General features: G+C 66.3%; 22 protein-coding genes. 11 read left to right on the top strand and 11 right to left on the bottom strand.

Going from position 1 to position 21,132, the window contains the following annotated elements:
• Positions 1–143: 143 nt before the first annotated feature.
• Entirely contained in the window at positions 144–1,232 is a 1,089-nt protein-coding gene (locus C167_RS0106580; protein ID WP_017517470.1) for an FUSC family protein, read from the top strand.
• Between the two features lie 31 nt (positions 1,233–1,263).
• Here C167_RS0106580 and C167_RS0106575 read toward each other — a convergent pair whose 3' ends face one another.
• A complete protein-coding gene (locus C167_RS0106575) occupies positions 1,264–2,013 on the bottom strand; it encodes a 3-oxoacyl-ACP reductase family protein (RefSeq protein ID WP_017517469.1) in 750 nt (249 codons plus the stop codon).
• Positions 2,014–2,134: 121 nt separating this feature from the next.
• On the opposite strand from C167_RS0106575, the gene C167_RS0106570 reads away from it, so the two are divergent.
• A complete protein-coding gene (locus C167_RS0106570) occupies positions 2,135–3,058 on the top strand; it encodes a LysR family transcriptional regulator (protein ID WP_017517468.1) in 924 nt (307 codons plus the stop codon).
• A 143-nt stretch (positions 3,059–3,201) separates the two neighbouring features.
• Complete coding sequence (locus C167_RS0106565; protein ID WP_017517467.1) at positions 3,202–3,459, top strand: hypothetical protein; 258 nt, start codon at positions 3,202–3,204, stop codon at positions 3,457–3,459.
• A 68-nt stretch (positions 3,460–3,527) separates the two neighbouring features.
• On the opposite strand, the gene C167_RS0106560 is transcribed toward C167_RS0106565, so the two are convergent.
• A complete protein-coding gene (locus tag C167_RS0106560) occupies positions 3,528–3,854 on the bottom strand; it encodes an I78 family peptidase inhibitor (protein WP_017517466.1) in 327 nt (108 codons plus the stop codon).
• A 225-nt stretch (positions 3,855–4,079) separates the two neighbouring features.
• Between C167_RS0106560 and C167_RS0106555 the strand changes: the two genes are divergently transcribed.
• Positions 4,080–4,454 (top strand): hypothetical protein, encoded by a 375-nt coding sequence (locus tag C167_RS0106555; RefSeq protein ID WP_017517465.1) that lies wholly within the window; start codon positions 4,080–4,082, stop codon positions 4,452–4,454.
• Positions 4,455–4,496: 42 nt separating this feature from the next.
• On the opposite strand, the gene C167_RS0106550 is transcribed toward C167_RS0106555, so the two are convergent.
• Positions 4,497–5,369: a LysR family transcriptional regulator gene (locus C167_RS0106550; protein ID WP_017517464.1), complete on the bottom strand. Its 873-nt coding sequence runs from the start codon at positions 5,367–5,369 to the stop codon at positions 4,497–4,499.
• A 108-nt stretch (positions 5,370–5,477) separates the two neighbouring features.
• Between C167_RS0106550 and C167_RS0106545 the strand changes: the two genes are divergently transcribed.
• The 7 genes from C167_RS0106545 (at position 5,478) to C167_RS0106515 (ending at position 9,366) form a co-directional block, all read left to right on the top strand.
• Positions 5,478–6,212, top strand: a complete 735-nt coding sequence (locus C167_RS0106545) for a glutamine amidotransferase-related protein (RefSeq protein ID WP_017517463.1) — start codon at positions 5,478–5,480, stop codon at positions 6,210–6,212.
• Positions 6,209–6,532 (top strand): antibiotic biosynthesis monooxygenase family protein, encoded by a 324-nt coding sequence (locus C167_RS0106540; protein WP_017517462.1) that lies wholly within the window; start codon positions 6,209–6,211, stop codon positions 6,530–6,532. The genes C167_RS0106545 and C167_RS0106540 overlap by 4 nt, the downstream gene beginning before the upstream one ends.
• A 93-nt stretch (positions 6,533–6,625) precedes the next feature.
• The gene (locus C167_RS0106535; RefSeq protein WP_017517461.1) at positions 6,626–7,087 is read left to right on the top strand and encodes a hypothetical protein; all 462 of its coding nucleotides are present in this window, start codon (positions 6,626–6,628) and stop codon (positions 7,085–7,087) included.
• A 20-nt stretch (positions 7,088–7,107) separates the two neighbouring features.
• Positions 7,108–7,533 (top strand): VOC family protein, encoded by a 426-nt coding sequence (locus C167_RS0106530; RefSeq protein WP_017517460.1) that lies wholly within the window; start codon positions 7,108–7,110, stop codon positions 7,531–7,533.
• A gap of 123 nt (positions 7,534–7,656) precedes the next feature.
• The gene (locus C167_RS35045; RefSeq protein ID WP_017517459.1) at positions 7,657–8,313 is read left to right on the top strand and encodes a C40 family peptidase; all 657 of its coding nucleotides are present in this window, start codon (positions 7,657–7,659) and stop codon (positions 8,311–8,313) included.
• 138 nt (positions 8,314–8,451) lie between these two features.
• Entirely contained in the window at positions 8,452–9,045 is a 594-nt protein-coding gene (locus C167_RS33225; protein ID WP_017517458.1) for a C40 family peptidase, read from the top strand.
• Positions 9,046–9,072: 27 nt separating this feature from the next.
• Positions 9,073–9,366, top strand: coding sequence for a hypothetical protein (locus C167_RS0106515; protein WP_017517457.1), 294 nt, complete (start codon positions 9,073–9,075; stop codon positions 9,364–9,366).
• A 6-nt stretch (positions 9,367–9,372) separates the two neighbouring features.
• On the opposite strand, the gene C167_RS0106510 is transcribed toward C167_RS0106515, so the two are convergent.
• The 8 genes from C167_RS0106510 to C167_RS0106475 form a co-directional block, all read right to left on the bottom strand.
• A complete protein-coding gene (locus C167_RS0106510) occupies positions 9,373–10,863 on the bottom strand; it encodes an efflux transporter outer membrane subunit (RefSeq protein ID WP_017517456.1) in 1,491 nt (496 codons plus the stop codon).
• Positions 10,860–13,976 carry a multidrug efflux RND transporter permease subunit gene (locus C167_RS0106505; RefSeq protein ID WP_017517455.1) on the bottom strand — a complete coding sequence of 1,039 codons (3,117 nt, stop codon included), beginning with the start codon at positions 13,974–13,976 and terminating at the stop codon, positions 10,860–10,862. Before C167_RS0106505 ends, C167_RS0106510 begins: the two co-directional genes overlap by 4 nt.
• Positions 13,976–17,098 carry an MdtB/MuxB family multidrug efflux RND transporter permease subunit gene (locus C167_RS0106500; protein ID WP_017517454.1) on the bottom strand — a complete coding sequence of 1,041 codons (3,123 nt, stop codon included), beginning with the start codon at positions 17,096–17,098 and terminating at the stop codon, positions 13,976–13,978. Before C167_RS0106500 ends, C167_RS0106505 begins: the two co-directional genes overlap by 1 nt.
• On the bottom strand, positions 17,095–18,393 hold the full coding sequence (locus C167_RS0106495; protein WP_017517453.1) for an MdtA/MuxA family multidrug efflux RND transporter periplasmic adaptor subunit: 1,299 nt from the start codon (positions 18,391–18,393) through the stop codon (positions 17,095–17,097). The genes C167_RS0106500 and C167_RS0106495 overlap by 4 nt, the downstream gene beginning before the upstream one ends.
• Positions 18,394–18,611: 218 nt before the next feature.
• Complete coding sequence (gene tpx / locus C167_RS0106490; protein ID WP_017517452.1) at positions 18,612–19,112, bottom strand: thiol peroxidase; 501 nt, start codon at positions 19,110–19,112, stop codon at positions 18,612–18,614.
• A 352-nt stretch (positions 19,113–19,464) separates the two neighbouring features.
• On the bottom strand, positions 19,465–19,749 hold the full coding sequence (locus tag C167_RS0106485; RefSeq protein WP_017517451.1) for a hypothetical protein: 285 nt from the start codon (positions 19,747–19,749) through the stop codon (positions 19,465–19,467).
• Positions 19,750–19,893: 144 nt separating this feature from the next.
• A complete protein-coding gene (locus tag C167_RS0106480; RefSeq protein WP_017517450.1) occupies positions 19,894–20,283 on the bottom strand; it encodes a VOC family protein in 390 nt (129 codons plus the stop codon).
• Positions 20,284–20,314: 31 nt separating this feature from the next.
• Positions 20,315–20,815: a VOC family protein gene (locus tag C167_RS0106475; RefSeq protein WP_017517449.1), complete on the bottom strand. Its 501-nt coding sequence runs from the start codon at positions 20,813–20,815 to the stop codon at positions 20,315–20,317.
• Positions 20,816–21,132 lie beyond the last annotated feature (317 nt).

The following is a 21,132-nucleotide window of genomic DNA, read 5'->3' as shown; positions in this document are numbered from 1 at the left end:
ACGAAGCGGAACCAGCGCTTGCGGTGCAATTTCTATCGGCGTGCCCGCAGCTGCCCGTTCGGCGGGTCTGCGGATGATCCACCGCAGGTCCACTCCGGCCGAAACGGCTACCCTTTCCCCGACCATCACCATCGGAGCCCGCCTTGGCGAAGCAACCCTCGATCCTCAGCCTGCCCTTCCGCCGCCTGGCCAACCCCTATACCCGCTATCGCTATGCCGCCTGGATCCATTGCGTGCGGGTCGGCCTCGCGCTGTTCGCCTCGATGCTGATCACCAGCGCGCTGAAGCTTCCCCACGGTCTCTGGGCCTCGGTCACGGTGCTGGTGGTGATGGGCGGGCTGGTGCACCAGGGGACGATCCGCGGCAAGTCCTACGAGCGGGTGATGGGCACCCTGGCCGGCGCGGCGCTGGGCTTGTGCGTGATCGCGGTCTACGACCAGACCCGATCGCTCACCCTCACCTACCTGCTGATGTCCGTGCTGGGGGCCGCCTCGGCCTTCTTCGCGATCCGGCGGCCCGGCTACGTGGCTCTGCTGGCCGGGATCACCCTGTGCATCGTCGCCGGCCCCGGTGAAACCGGCTTCACCGAAGGCCTGTGGCGTTCGGCCAACGTGCTGATCGGCGTCGCCGTGGCCCTGCTGTTCTCGCAGATCTACCCGTTGCGGGCAGTCTACGTCTGGCGCTACCTGCTCTCGGACAACCTGCGGGCCTGCGCGCGGATGTACGGGCAGTTGTCGTCCAACCACGACTTCACCCCCGAACATTTCGCCCGCCAGTTGGAGGAACTGGATCACCGTCTGGTGGCCTCTCGCGCCCACCTGGGCCCGGTGTCGAAGGAGACCGCGATGCCCCTGCGCGAGCTGGAAATCCTCCAGCGCATCCACCGCGCAATCATGGGCACGCTGGAGTCGCTGATCGCCTCGCGGCAGTTCGCCGCCGAGGCCGGGGAGATAGAACCGGTGCCGGCCAGCCTCGACACGCACCGACAGATTATTGCCCGCCTGCTGCTGCAATCGGCCCACGCCTTGAAGTTCAGCCGTACCAGCAAGCTGGTGCAGGCCTGCCAGGGCCTGGACAACCTGCCGGCGCGGCCGCACAACCTGACCGACTCCTTCGAGAAGCAGGGCTTCTACTGGCTCACCCTGCGTCTGTACGAACAGGTGGAGATGCTTTCGGAAAAGCTCGCCGCCACCTCCGGGCACTGGAACATCCAGAGCCGCGACCGGGCCTGAGCCCGGCCGCGCTGCGGTCATCAACGGCCAATCAGGCCCCGAAGCCGCCGTCGATGGTCAGGCTGGCGCCGGTGATGTAGCCGGCTTCCGGGCCCGCCAGGTAGGCGACGAAGGCGGCGACTTCTTCCGCACGGCCGTAACGACCGACCGCCATCAGATCCATCAGGGAAGCCGCGAAGTCGCTGTCCGCCGGGTTCATGTCGGTGTCCACCGGGCCGGGCTGCACGTTGTTCACGGTGATGCCGCGCGGGCCAAGGTCGCGGGCCAGGCCCTTGGTCAGGCCGACGATGGCCGACTTGCTCATGGCGTAGACGGCGCCACCACCGAAGGGCATGCGATCGGCGTTGGTGCTGCCGATGGTGATGACGCGCCCGCCCTGCCCCATGTGCCGCGCGGCGGCCTGGGTGGCGACGAAGACGCTGCGCACGTTCACCGCCAGGGTGCGGTCGAGGTCTTCCAGGCTGAACTCTTCCACCGGGGCGATGGCCAGCACGCCGGCATTGTTCACCAGGATGTCGATGCCGCCCAGTCGCTGGGCCGCGGTGTCGATGGCGCTCTGCACGGAGGCCGCGTCGCCGCTGTCGGCCTTGAGTGCCAGTGCGCGGCCGCCGGCGGCTTCGATACTGGCGGCGAGGTCTTCGGCCTTCTGCGCCGAGCTGACGTAGGTGAAGGCCACGGCGGCGCCTTCACGGGCCAGGCGCTGGACGATGGCGGCGCCGATGCCGCGGGAGCCGCCTTGGACGAAAGCGACCTTGCCTTGGAGGGATGGGGTGGTGGTCATTTTGAATCTCCGAAAGTAGTGGGGGAGTAAGTTCGCCGGGGTCAGTTTCTCTCTGAAACTCGTTACTCGGTAGCCAGCAATCGCTATATTCAGTCGATACCAAATGTCCGGAATACCACCCATGGAAAGCCTGATCAGTATCGAGTGCTTCGTCCGCAGCGCCGAAGCCGGAAGCTTCGCCGCGGCCGCGCGGCGTCTGGGCCTGAGCCCGGCGGCGGTGAGCAAGAACGTGGCGCGGCTGGAGAACAACCTGGGTGTGCGGCTGTTTCAGCGTAGTACCCGCAGCCTGGCCCTGACCGAATCGGGCGAGCGATTTCTCCTTGAGGCCAGCGGCGGGCTCGCCAGCCTGCAGAGCGCAATCGCCAACCTGGCCAGCGCCGACGGCCAGCCCAGCGGCATGTTGAAGGTGAGCATGGGGCTGGTGTTCGGCCGCGACTACATCCTGCCGCTGCTGGGCGATTTCCTCGGGCGCTACCCGGCGATCCGCCCGGACTGGCACTTCGACAACCGCCAGGTCGACCTCATCGCCGAGGGCTTCGACGCGGCCATCGGCGGCGGCTTCGAGCTGCCACCCGGCGTGGTGGCGCGCAAGCTGTGCCCGGCGCACCTGGTGCTGCTGGCCTCCCCTGCCTACCTGAAGAGCCGCCCGGCGATCCGCTACCCCTCCGACCTGCCGAGCCACGACGGCATCCGCATCCGCTCGCCGCAGACCGGCCGCGTGCGCCCCTGGCCGCTGACCAACCGCCAGCAGGCCCAGGCGCCGATCGCGCTGAAGGAGCGGATGACCTTCAGCGACCCGGAAGCCGCCTGCGTCGCCGCCTTGATGGGCCTGGGAGTGACCCTGGTGAGCATGCAGCACGCCGTGCCCTACCTGGACGACGGCCGGCTGCAGCGCGTGCTGCCGGACTGGTACGTGGACGCCGGCAACACTGCCCTGTACTACGCGGCGCAGAAACTGCTGCCGGCCAAGACGCGGGTCTTCATCGACTACGTGATCGAGCAGTTTCGCAGCCAGGGCCTGGAGCGGAAGTTCAGCGCCATCTGACCGGCGACACGGCAAATGGCCCGTTTGCTGACTAACGTCAGAAACGAAGTGAATTTGCAGAACCGTCGCTTGTCGATACTTAGCAAGCTAACGTAGTTTCGAACTTCTTCTAAATTGGCATTCGAGAATGCAAGGAGAGTTGCATGAAAAAGTACGCCCTTCTGCTCGCCATGGTGTTTTCCGTACCGGCTTTCGCCGACAGCGCGCTGTGCGACGGCAACCTGCAGCAGATCAACGACTTCCTCAAGACCGCCAGCCCGAACGCCACCGGTGTGAAGGTCAACGCAGTCCATGAGTACCTCGCCAAGGCCGAAGAAGCGAAGAAGGCCGGCAACTACGAGGAATGCGTCAACCAGTCCAGCCAGGCGCTGCGGGTCATCAAAAAGCCCGCCAACCGCTGATGACCAAACGTCCATGAAAAAGCCCCGCCTAGGCGGGGCTTTTTCATGGACGCAGTCAGGCGAAAGACTCAGCCGCAGGAGACCTGCTTCACCACCTGGTTGTCGTCGACATCGATGTTCAGGCGCTGCGAGTTGTACTCCATGGTCACCGGCTGGTGCGGGGTGAGCACGCGGGCCACGCTGGCGCCGGCGTCGCGACGGGCTTCCTCGGTCAGGGTGGGGTTGACCACCTTGCCGACGATCGACTGCACCGCCTTGGCGTTGCAGGCGCCGGTCATGGCCGGCGAGTCGTCCGCGGCCGGCTGGGCGGCATCGGACGAGGAATCCTTGGAGCTGCACCCGGCAAGTGCGGCGACAGCGAGAAGCGACAGCAAGGTCACTCGGTTCAAGGGCATGAAAGGTCTCCCTGGTTCTTCGTGGAAAAAACGCGAAAGGCGCCACCTTACCAGCCCCAGGGCCGAGGAAGCGCGTGGATGTATTGCAGCCTGATACACGCAAGGCATGTCGTAGAGCCGTACGGCGCCATTTACACAACCTTTACACCGGCGGCGTTACGATTCCTTCGGGGCCGATGTCTCATAGATACCTGGTTTCTCGCCGGGTTCCTCAGGAGGTGCATCATGCTTCATCGTCTCCCCCAGATCGCCCTGCTCTGCGCTGGCCTCGCCCTCGCCGGCCAGGCTGCGGCCAACAGCAACACCGATGCCGCTGCGATAGGCGCCGTGGTCGGTGCGGTTGTCGGGGGTGCAGTGGTCGCCGGTTCTCAGCCCGCGCCGGCGCCCTATTACGCTCCCCCGCCGCCGGTGGCCTATTACCCGCCGCCACCGGTGTATTACCAGCCGGTGCCGGTCTACCAACCGATGTACCCGCCGGTCTACCGCTCTGTCGTGGTGGTGCCCGGCCCGCGTCACTACGGGCCGCCCCGCTACTATGGTCCGCCGCGCTATTACGGCCCCGGCTACTACGGCCCGCCGGGCCACTACCGTCACTGGTAAGCAGCACAAGAAGGACCCCGCTCACGAGCGGGGTCCTTGCATTCAGGCGGGCAGACGAATGCTCCCGGCCAATTCCTCGAACAGCGTCACCACTGCCCGCAGGGCCCGGCAATCGGGCCGGGTCAGCAGCCAGAGGTGGATGGTGCAGCCAGGCAGCTCCGGCGCCAGCACCTGCAACCCGTCGTCCGGGCGCAGCAGGAATGCCGGCAGCGCGGCCAACCCCAACCCGGCGCGGCAGAGATCGAGGACCGACAGCATGCTGTTGCAACGATAGGCCGGCAGGACCGTGGGGAATGCCTGGCGGCGCCAGGCGACGCTGGAGTGGTCGGGCAGGAAGTCGTCCGGGGCGATCCAGCTCATGTCCTGCCACGGCCGGTCGCCCTGCTCCACCAGGTAATCGCGGTGCGCGCAGAGGACGTAGTGCACCTCGCCCAGCTTGCGTCCGACCAGATGCTCGGGCGGCGCATTGGTCAGGCGCAGGGCAATGTCGGCGTCGCGGCGGCTGAGGTTGGCGAAGGCGTTGGAAGTGGTCAGTTCCAGGTTCAGCGCCGGGTAGCGCTTCATGAAGCGCGCCAGCGCCGGCAGCAAAAGCCCCTGCAGCACGGTGTCGGAACAGGTCAGGCGCACGGTGCCGCTGAGCACGTCATGACCCTGTTCCAGGCCCAGACGAGCCGCCTCCAGCGCCTGTTCCGCCAGTTCGGCCTGGGTCGCCAGCTGCTGTGCGGTGGCGGTGGCCAGGTAGCCGTTGCGACCCTTCTCGAACAGCGCGGTACCCAGCGCCTTCTCCAGCCGGCGTACGGCGCGAAATACGGTGGACACGTCCACCTCGAGCAATTCCGCAGCGCGCGCAAGGCTGCCGCCGCGCACCAGCGCGAGTACCAGGGCCAGATCGGCGTATTCCAGACGGTATTGCATCGACGCACTCCAAGCTTGCGTAATCGCCCATTTTCGATTGCGCCTGCGCAACTATAAATTGCCTCCCATGGGCCCGCCAATGGGGCCACGACGCCGGGGGAACACAGGATGGGAAAACGTCGTAAAGCACTGCGCATAGGCCTGATCGGCGACCGCGACAGCCGCGTCACCGCCCACTGGGCGATTCCCCTGGCCTTGCAGCAATCGTTGCTGCCGCATTCGGGCACCCTGCGCGTGGACTGGCTCGATACCCCGCGCCTTGCCCAGGGCCTGGAGCTCGAGCCCTATTCCGCTTTCTGGTGCATCCCCGGCAGCCCTTACCTGAACACTGAAGGCGCCCTGCGGGCCATCACCTTCGCCCGCGAGAACGGGGTGCCCTTCCTTGGCACCTGCGGCGGCTTCCAGCATGCCTTGCTGGAGCGCGCCCGCAATGTCCTTGGCTGGAGCGACGCGGCCCATGCCGAGATGGACCCGGAAACCGCGCGCCCCGTAGTACAGGCACTGCCCTGTCCGCTGGTGGAAGTCAGCGAGAACATCCGTCTGGACCCCGGCTCGCATCTGGCGGCGATTTACGGCCTGCCGGAAATCCGCGAAGGCTATCGCTGCAGCTACGGGGTGAACCCTGCATTCCAGGACGCACTGTTCGGCGGATCGCTGCGGGCCTGCGCTCATGGCGAGGACGGCAGCATTCGCGCGTTGGAAGCCATCGACCATCCGTTCTTCGTCGCCACCTTGTTCCAGCCCGAACGCAAGGCCCTGGCCGGTATCGCCGTGCCGCTGGCCGAAGCGCTCCTGTCCGCCGCATTCCGTCACCAGTTCAGCCGTACCGGGAGCCCCGCATGATCGCCAGTACACCGCAACCGCCTTATTTCGCCGTGACCTTCACCTCCTACCGCAGCGAACAGGACGAAGGCTACGGCGCCACTGCCGAACGCATGCTGGAGCTGGCCGCACAGCAGGACGGCTTCCTGGGCGTCGAATCGGCTCGCGGTGCCGATGGCCTGGGCATCACCGTATCGTATTGGCGCGATGAAGCCGCGATCCGCCAGTGGAAGCAACAGGCCGAACACCGCATGGCCCAGCGGGCTGGCCGCCGCGACTGGTACAGCGCCTTCCGCGTGCGCATCAGCCGGGTCGAGCGCGAATACGGCTTCGAACGCTGAGCGACCCGTTCTGGCCCAGACACGACATGCCGGGTTCGATGCCCGGCGCACATCGTCTAGGCTGGTCCCCATTCAGCAAAGGGGGACCGACGCATGCACCGACAAGCCAGTGAACTGCAGGCCGCCTACCTGGGCGAAGTCCGCGGTGAAAACTTCTTCCTCGGCCTGGCCGAGCAACTGCCGGAGGGGGCGTCCTCGATGCTCCTGCTGGCAAGACTGGAGCGCCAGACCGGCCTGCGCATGGCGCGGCTGCTGCAGCGCCATGGGCTACCGCTGGGCGACACCGCGCACGCCGCCGCCCAGGGCCGCCAGCGCGCCGCCGACTGGCACGGGCTCGACTGGCCACAGACCCTGGAGAAGCTCGAAGTGCTGGTGGAACCCTATGTACAACGCTACGACAAGCTGGCCGACCAGGGCGACGACGATGACCGCGACATCCTCGATGACCTCGCCGAGCACGAGCATGCCCTGCTGGAATTCACCCGCCTCGCCCGCGATGGCCAGATGAACGCGGCCAAGGCCACCATCACCCGCCTGCTGGCCGTAACGGCCTGAACCTGACAGGGAGCACGTCCATGGCGCTATCGCCCTTCCACCTGGCCATTCCCGTTTACGACCTCGCCCTGGCGCGGCGCTTCTACAACGAGGTGTTCGGCCTTGCCGAAGGTCGCAGCAGCGACCAGTGGGTGGACTTCGATTTCTTCGGCCACCAGTTGGTGATCCATGAGCATCCGCGCACCGCGAGCCAGGAGGCGGCGCATACCAACGCCGTCGATGGCCATGACGTGCCGGTACCGCACTTCGGCGTGGTGCTGCCCTGGGAAGACTGGGAGCGCCTGGCGCAAAGGCTGCGCGAGCGCGGCACGCAGTTCGTCATCGAACCCCATGTGCGCTTCCAGGGCCAGGTGGGCGAACAGGCCACGTTGTTCCTCTTCGACCCCTGCGGCAATGCCCTGGAATTCAAGGCTTTCAAGGACATCGGCCAGTTGTTCGCACGCTGAGTGGCGACCGATTATCCACCCTGGATTTCACCTTCAAATACATTGGAAATTTCCTACATAGACTTGCACTAGCCATTTCTAGGATGGCGCCCGTCCCCACCGTTCACCTCGAGGTGACCCGACGTGCGCCCTCTCCGCTGGCTGACGCTTTATCTCTTCTGCATCCTGGGTGCGCCGTTCGCCCTGGCCGATGACTACGACACACCCGGTTGGCGTCGCTACGACAACGCCGCCATCGACCGGACCTACGAGGCTGCGGGCTTCTCCGCACGCGGTATCGAACAGCGCGCACAGGTCCGACGCGCGCGACGGAACCTGGAGGTATCGAGCCTCTCCCGGGAATCGCTCCTGGGCCCCTACCCACAGGCAAAGGGGACCCTGAGCCCGCGAGTCACCTCACGCATTATCGAGCGCGCCCATGAACTGATCGGTACGCCCTACCGTTGGGGCGGTGAAAGCGAAGAGTCCGGCTTCGATTGCAGTGGCCTGATCGTCTACCTCTACAGGACCATCGCGAACCGCAAGCTTCCGCGCACCACCACCTCGATGATCGCGCAAAAGCGCAATGCCGTGGATCAGGATGAGCTGCAGCCGGGCGATGCGGTGTTCTTCAATCATGACGGCACGGGGCGTGCCAGCCACGTGGGCCTGTACATCGGTGGTGGCCGTTTCATCCACGCCCCACGCACCGGCAAGACCATCCGCATCGACTCGCTGGACAACCGCTACTGGCAGCGCAGCTATACGACCGCCCGACGCTTCACCGGAAGACCCGGCTAGCCAGCGAACGCGGGTCACCTCTCGAGGCACTCATCGGAAAATGCCTACACGGCTTTGCAGTTTGCCCACGTTAACGCAACACAGGAGATTTCTAAGATAGCGCCCCGTTCCGCTACCTAGTCACACGATGTACCCGAAATGCGTTTCCTCACCCTCCTGGGCACCACCTTGTTGCTCACCCTGACCGTTACTCACACAGAAGCCCGCGAGACAAAGCGCACGGCGCCGCACAAGGCGACCTCCAGCCTGTCCCGTGCCAGCCATGCGAAGGTGGTCAACCGCAACAATGTCCGCCTGCACCGGGAGCTGAAGCGCCCGCTGCCATCGCGCGTGCACAAGGCACCGGTCACCAGCAATTCGCGCATCGTGGCGCGTGCCCGACAGCTGATCGGCGTGCCCTACCGGCATGGCGGCATCACGGTCGCCAACGGCTTCGACTGCAGCGGGTTGCTGGTCTACCTGTTCAGCACCGAAGCGGGCCTGAAGTTGCCGCGCACCACCAGCGAGATGATCGTGAGCGGAAGCAAACGTGTTGGCCGCAGCGACCTCAAGCCCGGCGATGCGGTGTTCTTCAACCACAACGGGCGTGGCGCCGTCAGCCATGTCGGGCTGTATATCGGCAACAACCAGTTCATTCACGCACCCAGTTCCGGCGAACGTATCCGCATGGATTCGCTGAACAACAACTACTGGGAACGTAGCTTCACCACTGCCCGCCGCTTCAACGGCTGACTTTCCGCCACCGGATGAATCCCAACGATGCCCAGCCTGCTGGTCGAGATAGTGCGCTACACGGAGGAGTGTTTCCCTGGCTGGGCTGAATGCCGCCTGGTCGATGCCGGCGGGCGCGACTGGCGCTTCCTCAAGCCCCGCGCAATGCTGCGTACCGGCAGCCACGACGACCGCCTTCCGGCCGTTGGCCGCATCGATTGCGAAGTGGTCGACCGCGTCGACGGCACGGCGCTGGTCAGCACCGCACAGCCGCGCGGCATCAAATCGCTGGATGGGGAAAACCGCTTCCGCATTCCCCTCAGTGCCCTGGTCGACGACTGACGCGGCTCAGTCCCGCGTCGCCTGCCCTTCCTCGGCAATCTTCGCCGCATCCCAACCGCCGCCCAGCGCGGCGATCAGCTGCACGCTGGCAGTCAAACGACTGCCGGTGAGGGTCAGCAATGTGCGCTCGTTGGATAGCGCGCTGGTCTGGGTAGTGACCACGTCGCTGTAGTCGATGGTGCCGGCCTTGTACTGGTTGGTGGTCAGGCGCAGCGCCTCGCGGGCGGAGTCCAGCGCTTGCTGCTGCACGCCGCTCTCTTCTTCCAGCACCTTGAGCTGGACCATGTAGTCCTCGACCTCGCGGAAGCTGTCCAGCACGGTCTGCCGGTAGGTCGCCACGGTCTGGTCGTAGCTCGCCTCGGCCTGCTCGACCTGGGAGGCGATCAGCCCGCCGTCGAACAGGGTCATGGCGAACTGCGGGCCGATGGACCAGTAGCGGTTGGGCGTTTCGATCCAGTTCTGGAAGCTGCCGCTGCGATAGCCGCCGGCGGCGGTGAGCGTCAGGTCGGGGAACCAGGCGGCCTTGGCCACGCCGATCTTGGCGTTGGCGGAGATCACCTGACGCTCGGCGGAGGCCACGTCCGGGCGACGTTGCAGCAGCTCCGACGGCAGCAGCGCCGGTACATTCGGCAGGCTCGGCACGCCGTCCACGGCGGCCAGGGAGAACTGCGCCGGCGGCACCCCGACCAGCACCGCGATGGCGTGTTCCAGCTGCGCACGCTGGTACTTGAGGTCAATCGCCTGGGCTTCGGTGCTTTTCAGCTGGGTGCGCGCCTGGGCGACGTCGGCCTTGGTGACGATGCCGGCGTTGTACTGGTTCTCGGTGAGCTTGAGCGAACGCTGGTAGGCGGTGACCGTGTCATTGAGCAGCTTGATCTGCTGGTCCATCACGCGCAGTTGCAGGTAGTTCTGGGCCAGCTGCGATTGCAGGGAAAGCCGCGAGTTGGCGAGGTCCGCCGCACTGGCGTCCATGCTCGCGTTGTCGGCTTCCAGCTGGCGACGCAGCTTGCCCCACAGGTCCAGCTCCCAGCTCACGCCCAGGCTCGCCGAGTAGCTGTTGCTGATCGAACTGCTGCCGCCACCGCTGCTGACGGTGGAGCCGTCGGGCAGGCGCACGCTGCCGCCGCTGCCGGTGCCTTGCCCGGAGCGCGTCTTGCCGACGTCGGCGCTGATGGTCGGGAAGAACGATGAGCGCGCGCCCTTGGCCAGCGCCTGGGCCTGGCGGTAGGACGCCAGCGATTGCGCCAGGGTCTGGTTGGCGGCGACCAGGCGGGTCTGCAGGTCGTTCAGCGTGGCGTCGCCGTACAGCTCCCACCAGGCGCCGTGGTTGAAACCGTCCTGCGGCTTGGCCAGTTGCCAGCCCTCGCCCTCCTTGAAGCTGGCCGGCACCGTCAACTCAGGGCGCTGATAGTCCGGGCCGATGGCGCAACCGGCCAGGGCCACGGCCAGCGCCAGGGCCAGGGCCAGCGGAGTGAGCAGGGAACGGGAACGGATCATACGGGTGTCTCCAGGGCGCCGTCGGTGCGCACGCCGCGTTTCTTGTTGACCCAATGGCGCAGGCGGTCGAGGTAGAGGTAGACGACGGGGGTGGTGTACAGGGTCAGCAACTGGCTGCCGATCAGGCCGCCGACGATGGTCATGCCCAGCGGGCGGCGCAGTGCGGCGTCGCCGCCGATGCCGAAGATCAGCGGCAAGGCGCCGAGAATGGCAGCCAGGGTGGTCATCATGATCGGCCGGAAGCGCTTCATCGCCGCCTCCAGGATCGCCTCCTTGGGTGACAGGCCCTGGGTACGTTCGGCGTCCAGGGCGAAGTCGATCATCATGATGGCGTTCTTCTTCACGATGCCGATCAGCAGGATCACCCCGATCAGCGCGATCAACGACAACTCGGTGCGGAACAGCATCAGCGTGAGCAGCGCGCCGACGCCCGCCGAAGGCAGCGTGGAGAGAATGGTCAGCGGGTGCACGTAGCTCTCGTAGAGAATGCCCAGCACGATGTAGACCGACACCAGCGCCAGCAGGATCAGCCATGGCATGTCGTTCTGCGTATCCTGCACCGCGCCGGCGTTGCCCTCGAAGGTGGCCTGGATTTCCATCGGCAGGTGGAGGGGCTCCACCGCCGCCAGGATGGCGTCGCGGGCCGGGCCGATCTGCGCGCCCTGCGCCAGGTTGAAGGAGAAGGTGGTGGCGGCGAACTGGCCCTGGTGGTTGACCTCCAGCGGCGCGCGGCTCGGCTCGATGTGGGTGAAGGCGGAGAGCGGGATGCGCTGGCCTTCGCTGTTGATCACGTAGACCTGGCGCAGCTCCTCGGGCGTTTCCTGGTACGGCTGGGCGACTTCCATCACCACGTGGTACTGGTTCAGCGGGTTGAAGATGGTCGAGACCTGGCGCTGGCCGTAAGAGTTGTTCAGCACAGCGTCCACCTCGGCGACGTTCACCCCCAGGCTCGCCGCACGGTCGCGGTCGATCACCAGGCGGCTCTGCACGCCCTTGTCCTGGGCATCGCTGTTCACGTCGACGATCTGCGGCACCTTGTTCATCGCCGCCTCCACCTTGGGCGCCCACTCGCGCAGCAGGGTGAGGTCGTCGCTGCGCAGGGTGAAGTCGTACTGGGCGTTGCCCTGGCGGCCACCGATGCGCACGTCCTGGCCGGCGACCAGGAACAGGTTGGCGCCGGGGACTTCCGCCAGCTTCTTGCGCAGGCGGTTGACGATGGCTTCTGCCGAGTCGCGCTCGGTGATGTCCTTGAGGGTGACGAAGAACGAGCCGGTGTTGCTCGACTGCCACTTGCCGCCGCCGACGAAGCCCACCACGTTCTCCACGCCCGGGTCCTCGGAGAGTATCCGACGAAACTCGGCCATCTTCTTGTCCAGCGCCTGGAACGAGATGCTCTGGTCGGCCACCGCAAAGCCGCGCAGGCGTCCGGAGTCCTGCTGCGGCAGGAAGCCCTTGGGCACCACCACGAACAGGTACAGGTTCAGCGCAATGCAGCCGAGCATGATCACCACCATCAGCCGCGAGTGCTCCAGCGCCCAGCTCAGGCTGGCGCGGTAGCGCTGCATGAAGGCGACGAAATAGCGGTTGCTCTGGCGCTCCACCGAGGCCTTCTTCGGCCCCCGTTCGACCGGCTTGAGCAGGCGCGCGCAGAGCATCGGCGTCAGTGTCAGGGACACCACCAGCGACACCAGGATGGCCGCCGCCAGGGTCACCGAGAATTCGCGGAACAGCCGCCCGGTGATGCCGCCCATGAGCAGCAGCGGGATGAACACCGCCACCAGCGACAGGGTCATCGACAGTACGGTGAAACTCACCTCTCTGGCACCGCGAATGGCAGCCTGGATCGGCGGGTCGCCCTCCTCGATGCGCCGGGCGATGTTCTCCACCACGACGATGGCGTCGTCCACCACGAAGCCGGTGGCAATGATCAGCGCCATCAGCGACAGGTTGTTCAGCGAGAAGCCGCACAGGTACATGACGGCGAAGGTGCCCACCAGCGACACCGGCACCGCGAGGCTGGGGATCAGCGTGGCGCGGCCGTTGCGCAGGAACACATAGACCACCAGGATCACCAGCACCACGGAGATGATCAGCGTCAGCTCGGCCTCTTCCAGCGAGGAGCGGATCGACGGGCTGCGGTCGTCCATCACCGACAGTTTCACCTGCGGGCCGAGCACGTCCTGGATGATCGGCAACTGCTCGTGGATGGCATCGGTGGCCTCGATGATGTTGGCGCCCGGCTGTCGGGTGATGATCAGCAGCACCGCCGGCAGGTCGTCGGAGAAGCCGGCGTTGCGCACGTCTTCCACCGAATCGGTGACCGTGGCGACGTCCTTCAGGCGCACCGCGGCGCCGGTCTCGGCGTTGTAGTGGACGATCAGCGGCGCGTACTCGCTGGCCTTGCGCAGTTGGTCGTTGGAGTCCACCTGCCAGTGCCGTTCACCGAGCTCCAGCGAGCCCTTGGGGCCGTCGGCGTTGGTGTTGTTGATGGCGTTGCGCACGGTGTCCAGGGAGATGCCGTACTGGCTGAGCTGGTCCGGATTGACGTCGACGCGCACCGCCGGCAGCGAGGAGCCGCCGATGCTCACCTGCCCCACGCCCTTCACCTGCGCCAGCTTGGGCGAGACGATGGTCGAGGCCAGGTCGTACATCTGCCCGCGGGTGTAGGTATCCGAGGTCAGGGTGAGGATCATGATCGGCATGTCCGACGGGTTCGCCTTGCGGTACGTCGGGTTGTTCGGCATGCCCGAGGGCAGCAGGCTCATGGCCGCGTTGATCGCCGACTGCACCTCGCGCGCGGCGCCGTCGATGTCCTTGGACAGGTCGAACTGGATGATGATGGTGGTGTTGCCCAGGGAGCTGCTGGAGGTCATGTCGGTGACCCCGGCGATGCGCCCCAGCGAGCGCTCCAGCGGCGTCGCCACCGTGGACGCCATGGTCTCCGGGCTGGCGCCGGGCAGCGAGGCCTGCACCAGGATGGTCGGGAAATCGACGTTGGGCAGCGGCGCCACCGGCAGCAGGCTGAAGGACAACGCACCGGCCAGCATCAGCGCCAGGGTCAGCAGGCAGGTGGCGACCGGGCGCAGGATGAACAGGCGCGACAGGCCGCCCATCAGCCGCGCTCCGCCGGGTCGATGCTGTTCACGTCCAGGCCATGGCGCTGCCGCCAGTTGGCCCAGCGCGTGGCGAGACGATCGAAGTACAGGTAGATCACCGGCGTGGTGAACAGGGTGAGCAACTGGCTGACCAGCAGGCCGCCGACCATGGTGACGCCCAGCGGCTGGCGCAGTTCGGCGCCGGCGCCGCCGGCGAGCATCAGCGGCAGCGCGCCCAGCAGCGCGGCCATGGTGGTCATCAGGATCGGCCGGAAGCGCAGCAGGCACGCCTGGTAGATCGCCTCATGGGGCGGCTTGCCCTCGTTGCGTTCGGCGTCCAGGGCGAAGTCGATCATCATGATCGCGTTCTTCTTGACGATGCCGATCAAGAGGATGATGCCGATGATCGCCACGATGCCGATGTCCTGCCCCGAGAGCATCAGCGCCAGCAGCGCGCCCACCCCAGCCGAGGGCAGCGTGGACAGGATGGTCACCGGGTGTATGAAGCTCTCGTACAGGATGCCCAGCACGATGTACATGGTGACGATGGAAGCCAGCACCAGCAGCAGGGTGTTGGACAGCGAGGCCTCGAAGGCCTGCGCCGCACCGCGGAAGCTGCCCTGCAGGCTGACCGGCATGTCCATCTGAGCCTCGACGTCGCGGATCGCCTGCACCGCCTCGCCGAGGGCGACGCCCTTGGCCAGGTTGAAGGAGATGGTCGCGGCCGGGAACTGGGCAATGTGGTTGACCGCCAGCAGGGTATGACGCTCCTCCACCTTGGCCAGGCTCGACAGGCGCACCTGGGTGCCGTCGCTGGCGGGTACGTAGAGGTTCTCCAGCGACTGTGGGCCGATCTGGAACTCCGGCGCCACCTCCAGCACCACGCGGTACTGCGTGGCCTGGGTGAAGATGGTGGAAATCAGCCGCTGGCCGAAGGCGTTGTACAGCACGCTGTCGATGTTCGACAGGCTCACGCCCAGGCGCGAGGCGGTGTCGCGGTCGATGTTGATATAGGCCTGCAGCCCCTTGTCCTGCCAGTCGGTGGCCACGTCGGCCAGCTCCGGCAACTGCTGCAGGCGGTCCACCAGGCGCGGCACCCAGTCGGCGAGGACGTCCGGGTCGGCATCCTGCAGGGTGAACTGGTACTGGGTACGGGCGATGCGGTCTTCGATGGTGAGGTCCTGCACCGGCTGCATGTACAGCTTGATGCCGGCGATCCGGTCCAGCTCCGGTTGCAGGCGCTGGATCACCTCGCTGGCGGTCACGTCGCGCTCGGCATGGGGCTTGAGGTTGATCAACAGGCGCCCGGTGTTGAGCGTGGCGTTGGTGCCGTCCACGCCGATGAACGAGGACAGGCTTTCCACCGCGGGGTCCTTCAGCACGATCTGCGCCAGGTCCTGCTGGCGGCTCGCCATGGCCTGGAAGGAAATCGACTGGGGCGCCTCGGCGATACCCTGTATCACCCCGGTGTCCTGCACCGGGAAGAAGCCCTTGGGCATGAAGATGTACAGCAGCGCGGTGAGCACCACGGTGGCGATGGCCACCAGCAGGGTCAGCGGCTGGTGACGCAGGACCACGCGCAGGGCGGCGGCGTAGCGCTCGATCATGTTGTCGATGAAGCGCCCGGCGGCGCGGGCGAAGCGCCCTTCCTTCTCCGGTTCGACATGGCGCAGCAGCTTGGCGCTGAGCATCGGTGTCAGGGTCAGGGAAACGAAGCCGGAGATGAGGATCGCCACCGCCAGGGTGATGGCGAATTCGCGGAACAACCGCCCCGCGACGTCGCCCATGAACAACAGCGGGATCAGTACGGCGATCAGCGAGAAGGTCAGCGAGATGATGGTGAAGCCGATCTGTTTCGAGCCCTTGAGCGCGGCCTCCAGCGGCTCGTCGCCCTGCTCCAGGTAGCGCGCGATGTTCTCCACCATGACGATGGCGTCGTCCACCACGAAGCCGGTGGCGATGGTCAGCGCCATCAGCGTCAGGTTGTTGATCGAGAAACCGGACAGGTACATCACGCCGAAGGTGCCGATCAACGACAGCGGTACGGCGAAACTGGGGATCAGCGTGGCGGAGATGTTGCGCAGGAACAGGAAGGTGACCATCACCACCAGGCAGACGGCGAGGAACAGCTCGAACTGCACGTCCGCCACCGAAGCGCGGATGGTCGTGGTGCGGTCGGTGAGCACCGTCACTTCCAGGCTGCCCGGCAGGGTCGCCTGCAACTGCGGCAGCATCTTCTTGATGCTGTCGACCACCTCGATGACGTTGGCGCCCGGCTGGCGCTGGATGTTCAGCACCACGGCCGGCGAGGTGTTGGCCCAGGCGGCCAGGCGGACGTTTTCGGCGTCGTCCTCCACGCTGGCCACGTCACGCACGCGCAGCGGCGAGCCGTTCTTGTAGGCGATGATCAGATCGCGGTAGGCGTCGGCGGACTTGAGCTGGTCGTTGGCGTCCAGGGTCGAAGAACGGGTCGGGCCGTCGAAGCTGCCCTTGGGGCCGTTGAGGTTGTTGTTGGTGACGGTGGTCTGCAGGTCCTGCAGGCTCAGGCCGGCAGCCGCGAGAGCACCGGGGTTGGCGCGGATGCGCACGGCCGGGCGCTGGCCGCCGCTGATGCTGACCAGGCCGACGCCGGATATCTGCGAGATCTTCTGCGCAAGGCGCGTGTCCACCAGGTCCTGGATCTGCGGCAGCGGCATGTCCGGGGACATCACCGCCAGGGTCAGGATCGGCGCGTCCGCCGGGTTCACCTTGCTGTATACCGGCTGGTTCGGCAGGTCCTTGGGCAGCAGGCTCTGCGCGGTGTTGATCGCCGCCTGGACTTCCTGCTCGGCCACGTCGAGGTTGATTTGCAGGCTGAATTGCAGGGTGATCACCGAGGCCCCGCCGGAGCTGGTGGAGGACATCTCATTGAGGCCAGGAATCTGCCCCAGCTGGTTCTCCAGCGGCGCGGTCACCGAGGAAGTCATGATGTCCGGGCTGGCGCCGGGATACAGGGTCACCACCTGGATGGTCGGGTAGTCCACTTCCGGCAGGGCCGAGATCGGAAGGAAGCGGTAGGCGATGATCCCCGCCAGCAGGATCGCCACCATCAACAGCGTGGTGGCGACCGGCCGCAGGATGAACAGGCGGGACGGGTTCATTCGCTCTTACCGCTGTCCTGGACCGGAGTGTCCGAACCGAACGGCTTGGCGGTGGACTTGTCGCCCTCCTCGCTGACAGCCGCACGGGCCTTCTCGTCGGAGCTGGCGATGTTCATGCGGGTGCCGTCGCGCAGGCGATCGGTGCCTTCGACGACGACGCGATCGCCCTCCTTCAGACCCTCGGTGACCACCACGCGCTCGCTCTCGCTGGTGCCCAGGGTGACCAGTTGCCGCTTGGCCTTGTTCTCCTCGCCGACCAGGTAGACGTAGGTGCCATCGTTGCCGCGCTGAACGGCGTTGGCCGGAATGGTCAGCACACCCGGCAGGGTCTCGGCGAGCAGGCGCACGTTGACGAACTGGTTGGGGAACAATTGGTGGTCGTCGTTCTCGAAACCGGCCTTGAGCTTGACGGTGCCGGTGGTGGTATCGATCTGGTTGTCCAGGGTCTTCAATACGCCGGTGGCGAGGGTCTGGTTCTGGTTGCGGTCCAGCGCCTCCACCGGCACCGGCTTGCCGCTGTAGAGCTCGCGGGCGATGGTGCCCAGTTGCTGCTGCGGCAGGCTGAACACCACGGAAATCGGCTTGACCTGGGTGATCACCACCAGTGGCGTGGTGTCGCCGGAGGTGACCAGGTTGCCCACGTCCACCTGGCGCAGGCCGACGCGGCCGGAGATGGGCGCGCGCACCTGGGTGAATTCGAGGTTGAGCTTGGCGTCGGCGACCTGACCCTGGTTGGTCTTCAGGGTGCCTTCATACTGGCGGACCTGCGCTTCCTGGGTGTCCAGGGTCTGCTTGGCGATGGAGTCCTCGGCATACAGGCCCTTGTAGCGGGCCAGGTCGATCTGTGCGTTCTTCAACTGCGCCTGGTTCTGCAGCAGGGTTCCCTGGGCCTGGTCCAGCGCCGCCTGGAACGGGCGCGGGTCGATTACCGCGAGGACGTCACCGACCTTCACTTCCTGGCCTTCCTGGAACGGCACCTTGACGAGCTGGCCGCTGACCCGCGCGCGGACGTTGACGGTGTTGTAGGCGGTCACCGTGCCCAGCGCGTGGTAGTGCACCGGCAGATCCCCCTTGACCACCGGCGCGACGCTGACGGTCACCGCAGCGCCGCCCTGCCCCGCGGCCATCTGCCCCGGTCCCGGTCGCCCGCCGCGCCCGCCCTGGGCCGCCGGCGCACCGGTCGACGTCGAGTGCAACCACATGATCAGCCCCACCACCGCGGCGAACAGCAGCGCGGTGATGAGCCAGGGGCGCAGTTTGCGGAGTTTCGAGGGCGATCCGTTGCTTGCAGTCATGGGGCTCTGTCTTTTGAAAAGGGGGGCTTGGCGCAAAGAAGCGAGAATACCGAGGCTGAACGATAAGCACAGCCGCGCCGCAGGCAAAGTCTCTTTACCCGCTATTTACCTTTGATTTACCGGGAGTTACGAATTACCGGGGCATTGCGACCCGGAAATGGCGCGGGAGGTTCCCGCGCCATGGGGGCCGATCCTGGCGGACCGGCCCCCACCTTCCATCAGGCCAGGGCGGCGATGGCGGCGGCGTAGTTCGGCTCGTCGGCGATCTCGCCCACCAGCTCGCTGTGCAGCACCTTGTTCTGCTCGTCCAGCACCACGACTGCGCGGGCGGCCAGGCCGGCCAGCGGGCCGTCGGCGATGGCCACGCCGTAGTTGGCGAGGAACTCGCGGCCACGCAGGGTGGACAGGTTCACCACGTTCTCCAGCCCTTCGGCGCCGCAGAAGCGCGCCTGGGCGAACGGCAGGTCAGCGGAGATGCACAGCACCACGGTGTTGGCCAGCTTGCTCGCCTCGGCGTTGAACTTGCGCACGGAGGTGGCGCAGGTCGGGGTGTCGACGCTGGGGAAGATGTTCAGCACCTTGCGCTTGCCGGCGTAGGTGTCGAGGGTGACGTCGGACAGGTTGCCGGCAACCAGCGACAGGGCCGGAGCCTGCTCGCCTTTGCTCGGCAGCTTGCCTTCGACGGAAACCGGGTTGCCCTTGAGGGTGACTTGAACCATTGCGTGGGTCCTTCTATGAGGGATGGCGGCGCCGACGGGTTGCCAGCGCCGCAGGAGGATTCGGGGCCGGGGCAGATGCTAGCACGACTTTCCCGAGCTTAACGCTCGGGCATGCGTTCAGTCCTGCAGATCGACGGCCCTCACCCTGCCCCAGCTACGCGTGCCGCTCCGCCAGCGGGAAAGGGCTGGGGTACACAAAATAGGAAACCGTAGGGCGCATAATCCGGAACGGATTAACCCGCCAATGACCTCGCGGCGGATAACGCTGGCGCGCTATACGCCCTGCGATCTGCACTCCTCACCTTAACCCTGACAGCCCTGTCTCCCGGTTTCCATCTCACACAAGCACGACTCAAACGAACGGCTGGTCCTGGAACCCGCGCGGCAGTCGCTGGCTACCCGGTAAAGCGGCGAGGCGCTTCTCCCAGAAGCTGCGCCAGTCGTTGTGCACTGCTTCGGCACGGGCCTTGCGCTGGGCGCGACGTGCGGCGTTGCGCGCATCGCGGCGGGCTTCCTTGTAGACCTCGGTGTTACGGCAGCTGCGGCACTTCACCCGGTTCAGCTCGCTGGTGGCTTCCAGGTGCTTGCCGGCGTGCCCACAGGCCAGGTGGCCCTTGACCTTGTAGTGCGTGACCATCACAGTTCCTCCCGGTCCGGCGAGCGCACCCTCGCCGCTTGGTGGGGCCGCAACCAGGCAGGCGGTGCGTGCCGGGTGGCTGCGACGCTCAGGGATTTGGACGAGCCGCTGCGCTTGCGCGTTCGATTTTTCTGGCGTGGCGCCTTACTCCGGCAGATGGCACACGCAGCACAGCTTATTGCCGTCGAGGTCGCGCACATAGGCGCCGTAGTAGGTCGGCGAGTAGTTCAGGCGCAGCCCCGGCGGTCCTTCGTCCACGCCGCCCAGTTGCACGGCGCGCGCATGGAAGCTGTCGACCTGGTGCCGCGTGCGCGCCTCGAAAGCCACCAGGCTGCCATTGCCGACGCTGGCTGGCGCACCGTCGATGGGCTCGTAGACGCAGAACGCCACGTCGCTATCCGGATGGGCGAAGATCGCCCGCTCCGGTTGGTGGCGGTGCGCCTTGAGGACGATCCCCAGCGCGCCCAGCACCTTGCCGTAGAACTCGATGGCACGCGGCAGGTCGTTGGTGCCGACAGTGATATGGCTGAACATGCCGGGCGCCCTCCTCGCTCAGTTCGCGCGCTCAGTTGCCGGCATGGGCGCGCTCGATAGCGGCCATGTCCAGCTTCTTCATGCCCATCACCGCCTGCAGCGTGCGGCTGGCCCTGGCCTTGTCCGGGTCGGCGACCATGTCGCCGACGTGGCGCGGGCAGATCTGCCAGGACACCCCGTAGCGATCCTTCAGCCAGCCGCAGATCTGCGCCTCCACCGGGCCGCCGGCGCCGAGCTTGTCCCAGAAGTGGTCGATTTCCTTCTGGCTGTCGCACATCACCTGCAGCGACAGCGCCTCGGTGAAGTTGAAGGCCGGCCCGCCGTTCAGCGCGATGAAGGTCTGGCCGTCGAGCTCGAACTCCACCGTCAGCACCGAGCCGGGCACACCGCCATGGCGGTCCTTCTCGGCCTCGGGGTAATAGGCGGTCTGGACGATCCGCGAGTTGGGGAATATCCCGGTATAGAACTCGGCCGCTTCCTCGGCCTTGCCGTCGAACCACAGACAGGGGGTGACGCGTTGCAGGCTGGACATGATGGCTCTCCTGATCCACGCGCGGTCGGCATGACCGGCATGCAGCTTGGTCGCCTGGGCGACGACGGAATCGACAAGTCTAGGCGGACTTTCGCGCCTTACCGGACGACCGGTCGAGCGGTAGGCGGGGCGCGGAATCGGATAAGTCACCAGCAGGAGTTCGACGCTTTTGGCCCCCCCTGTGAGGTCCTGCGCTGTGCTCGCGCCCCTCTCCCCCGCCCTCTCCCTGAAGGGAGAGGGGGTGCTCTGCGCATAGAGGTGGACTCAACAGTCAACCGGCGAGTGCGGTGCTGCCAAAGCGCGCCAGACGGTCCCCT

It is taken from the genome of Pseudomonas nitroreducens TX1 (assembly GCF_000313755.1).
GTDB classification, from domain to species: Bacteria; Pseudomonadota; Gammaproteobacteria; order Pseudomonadales; family Pseudomonadaceae; genus Pseudomonas; species Pseudomonas nitroreducens_A.
This window is presented reverse-complemented; position numbering and strand designations above follow the sequence as displayed.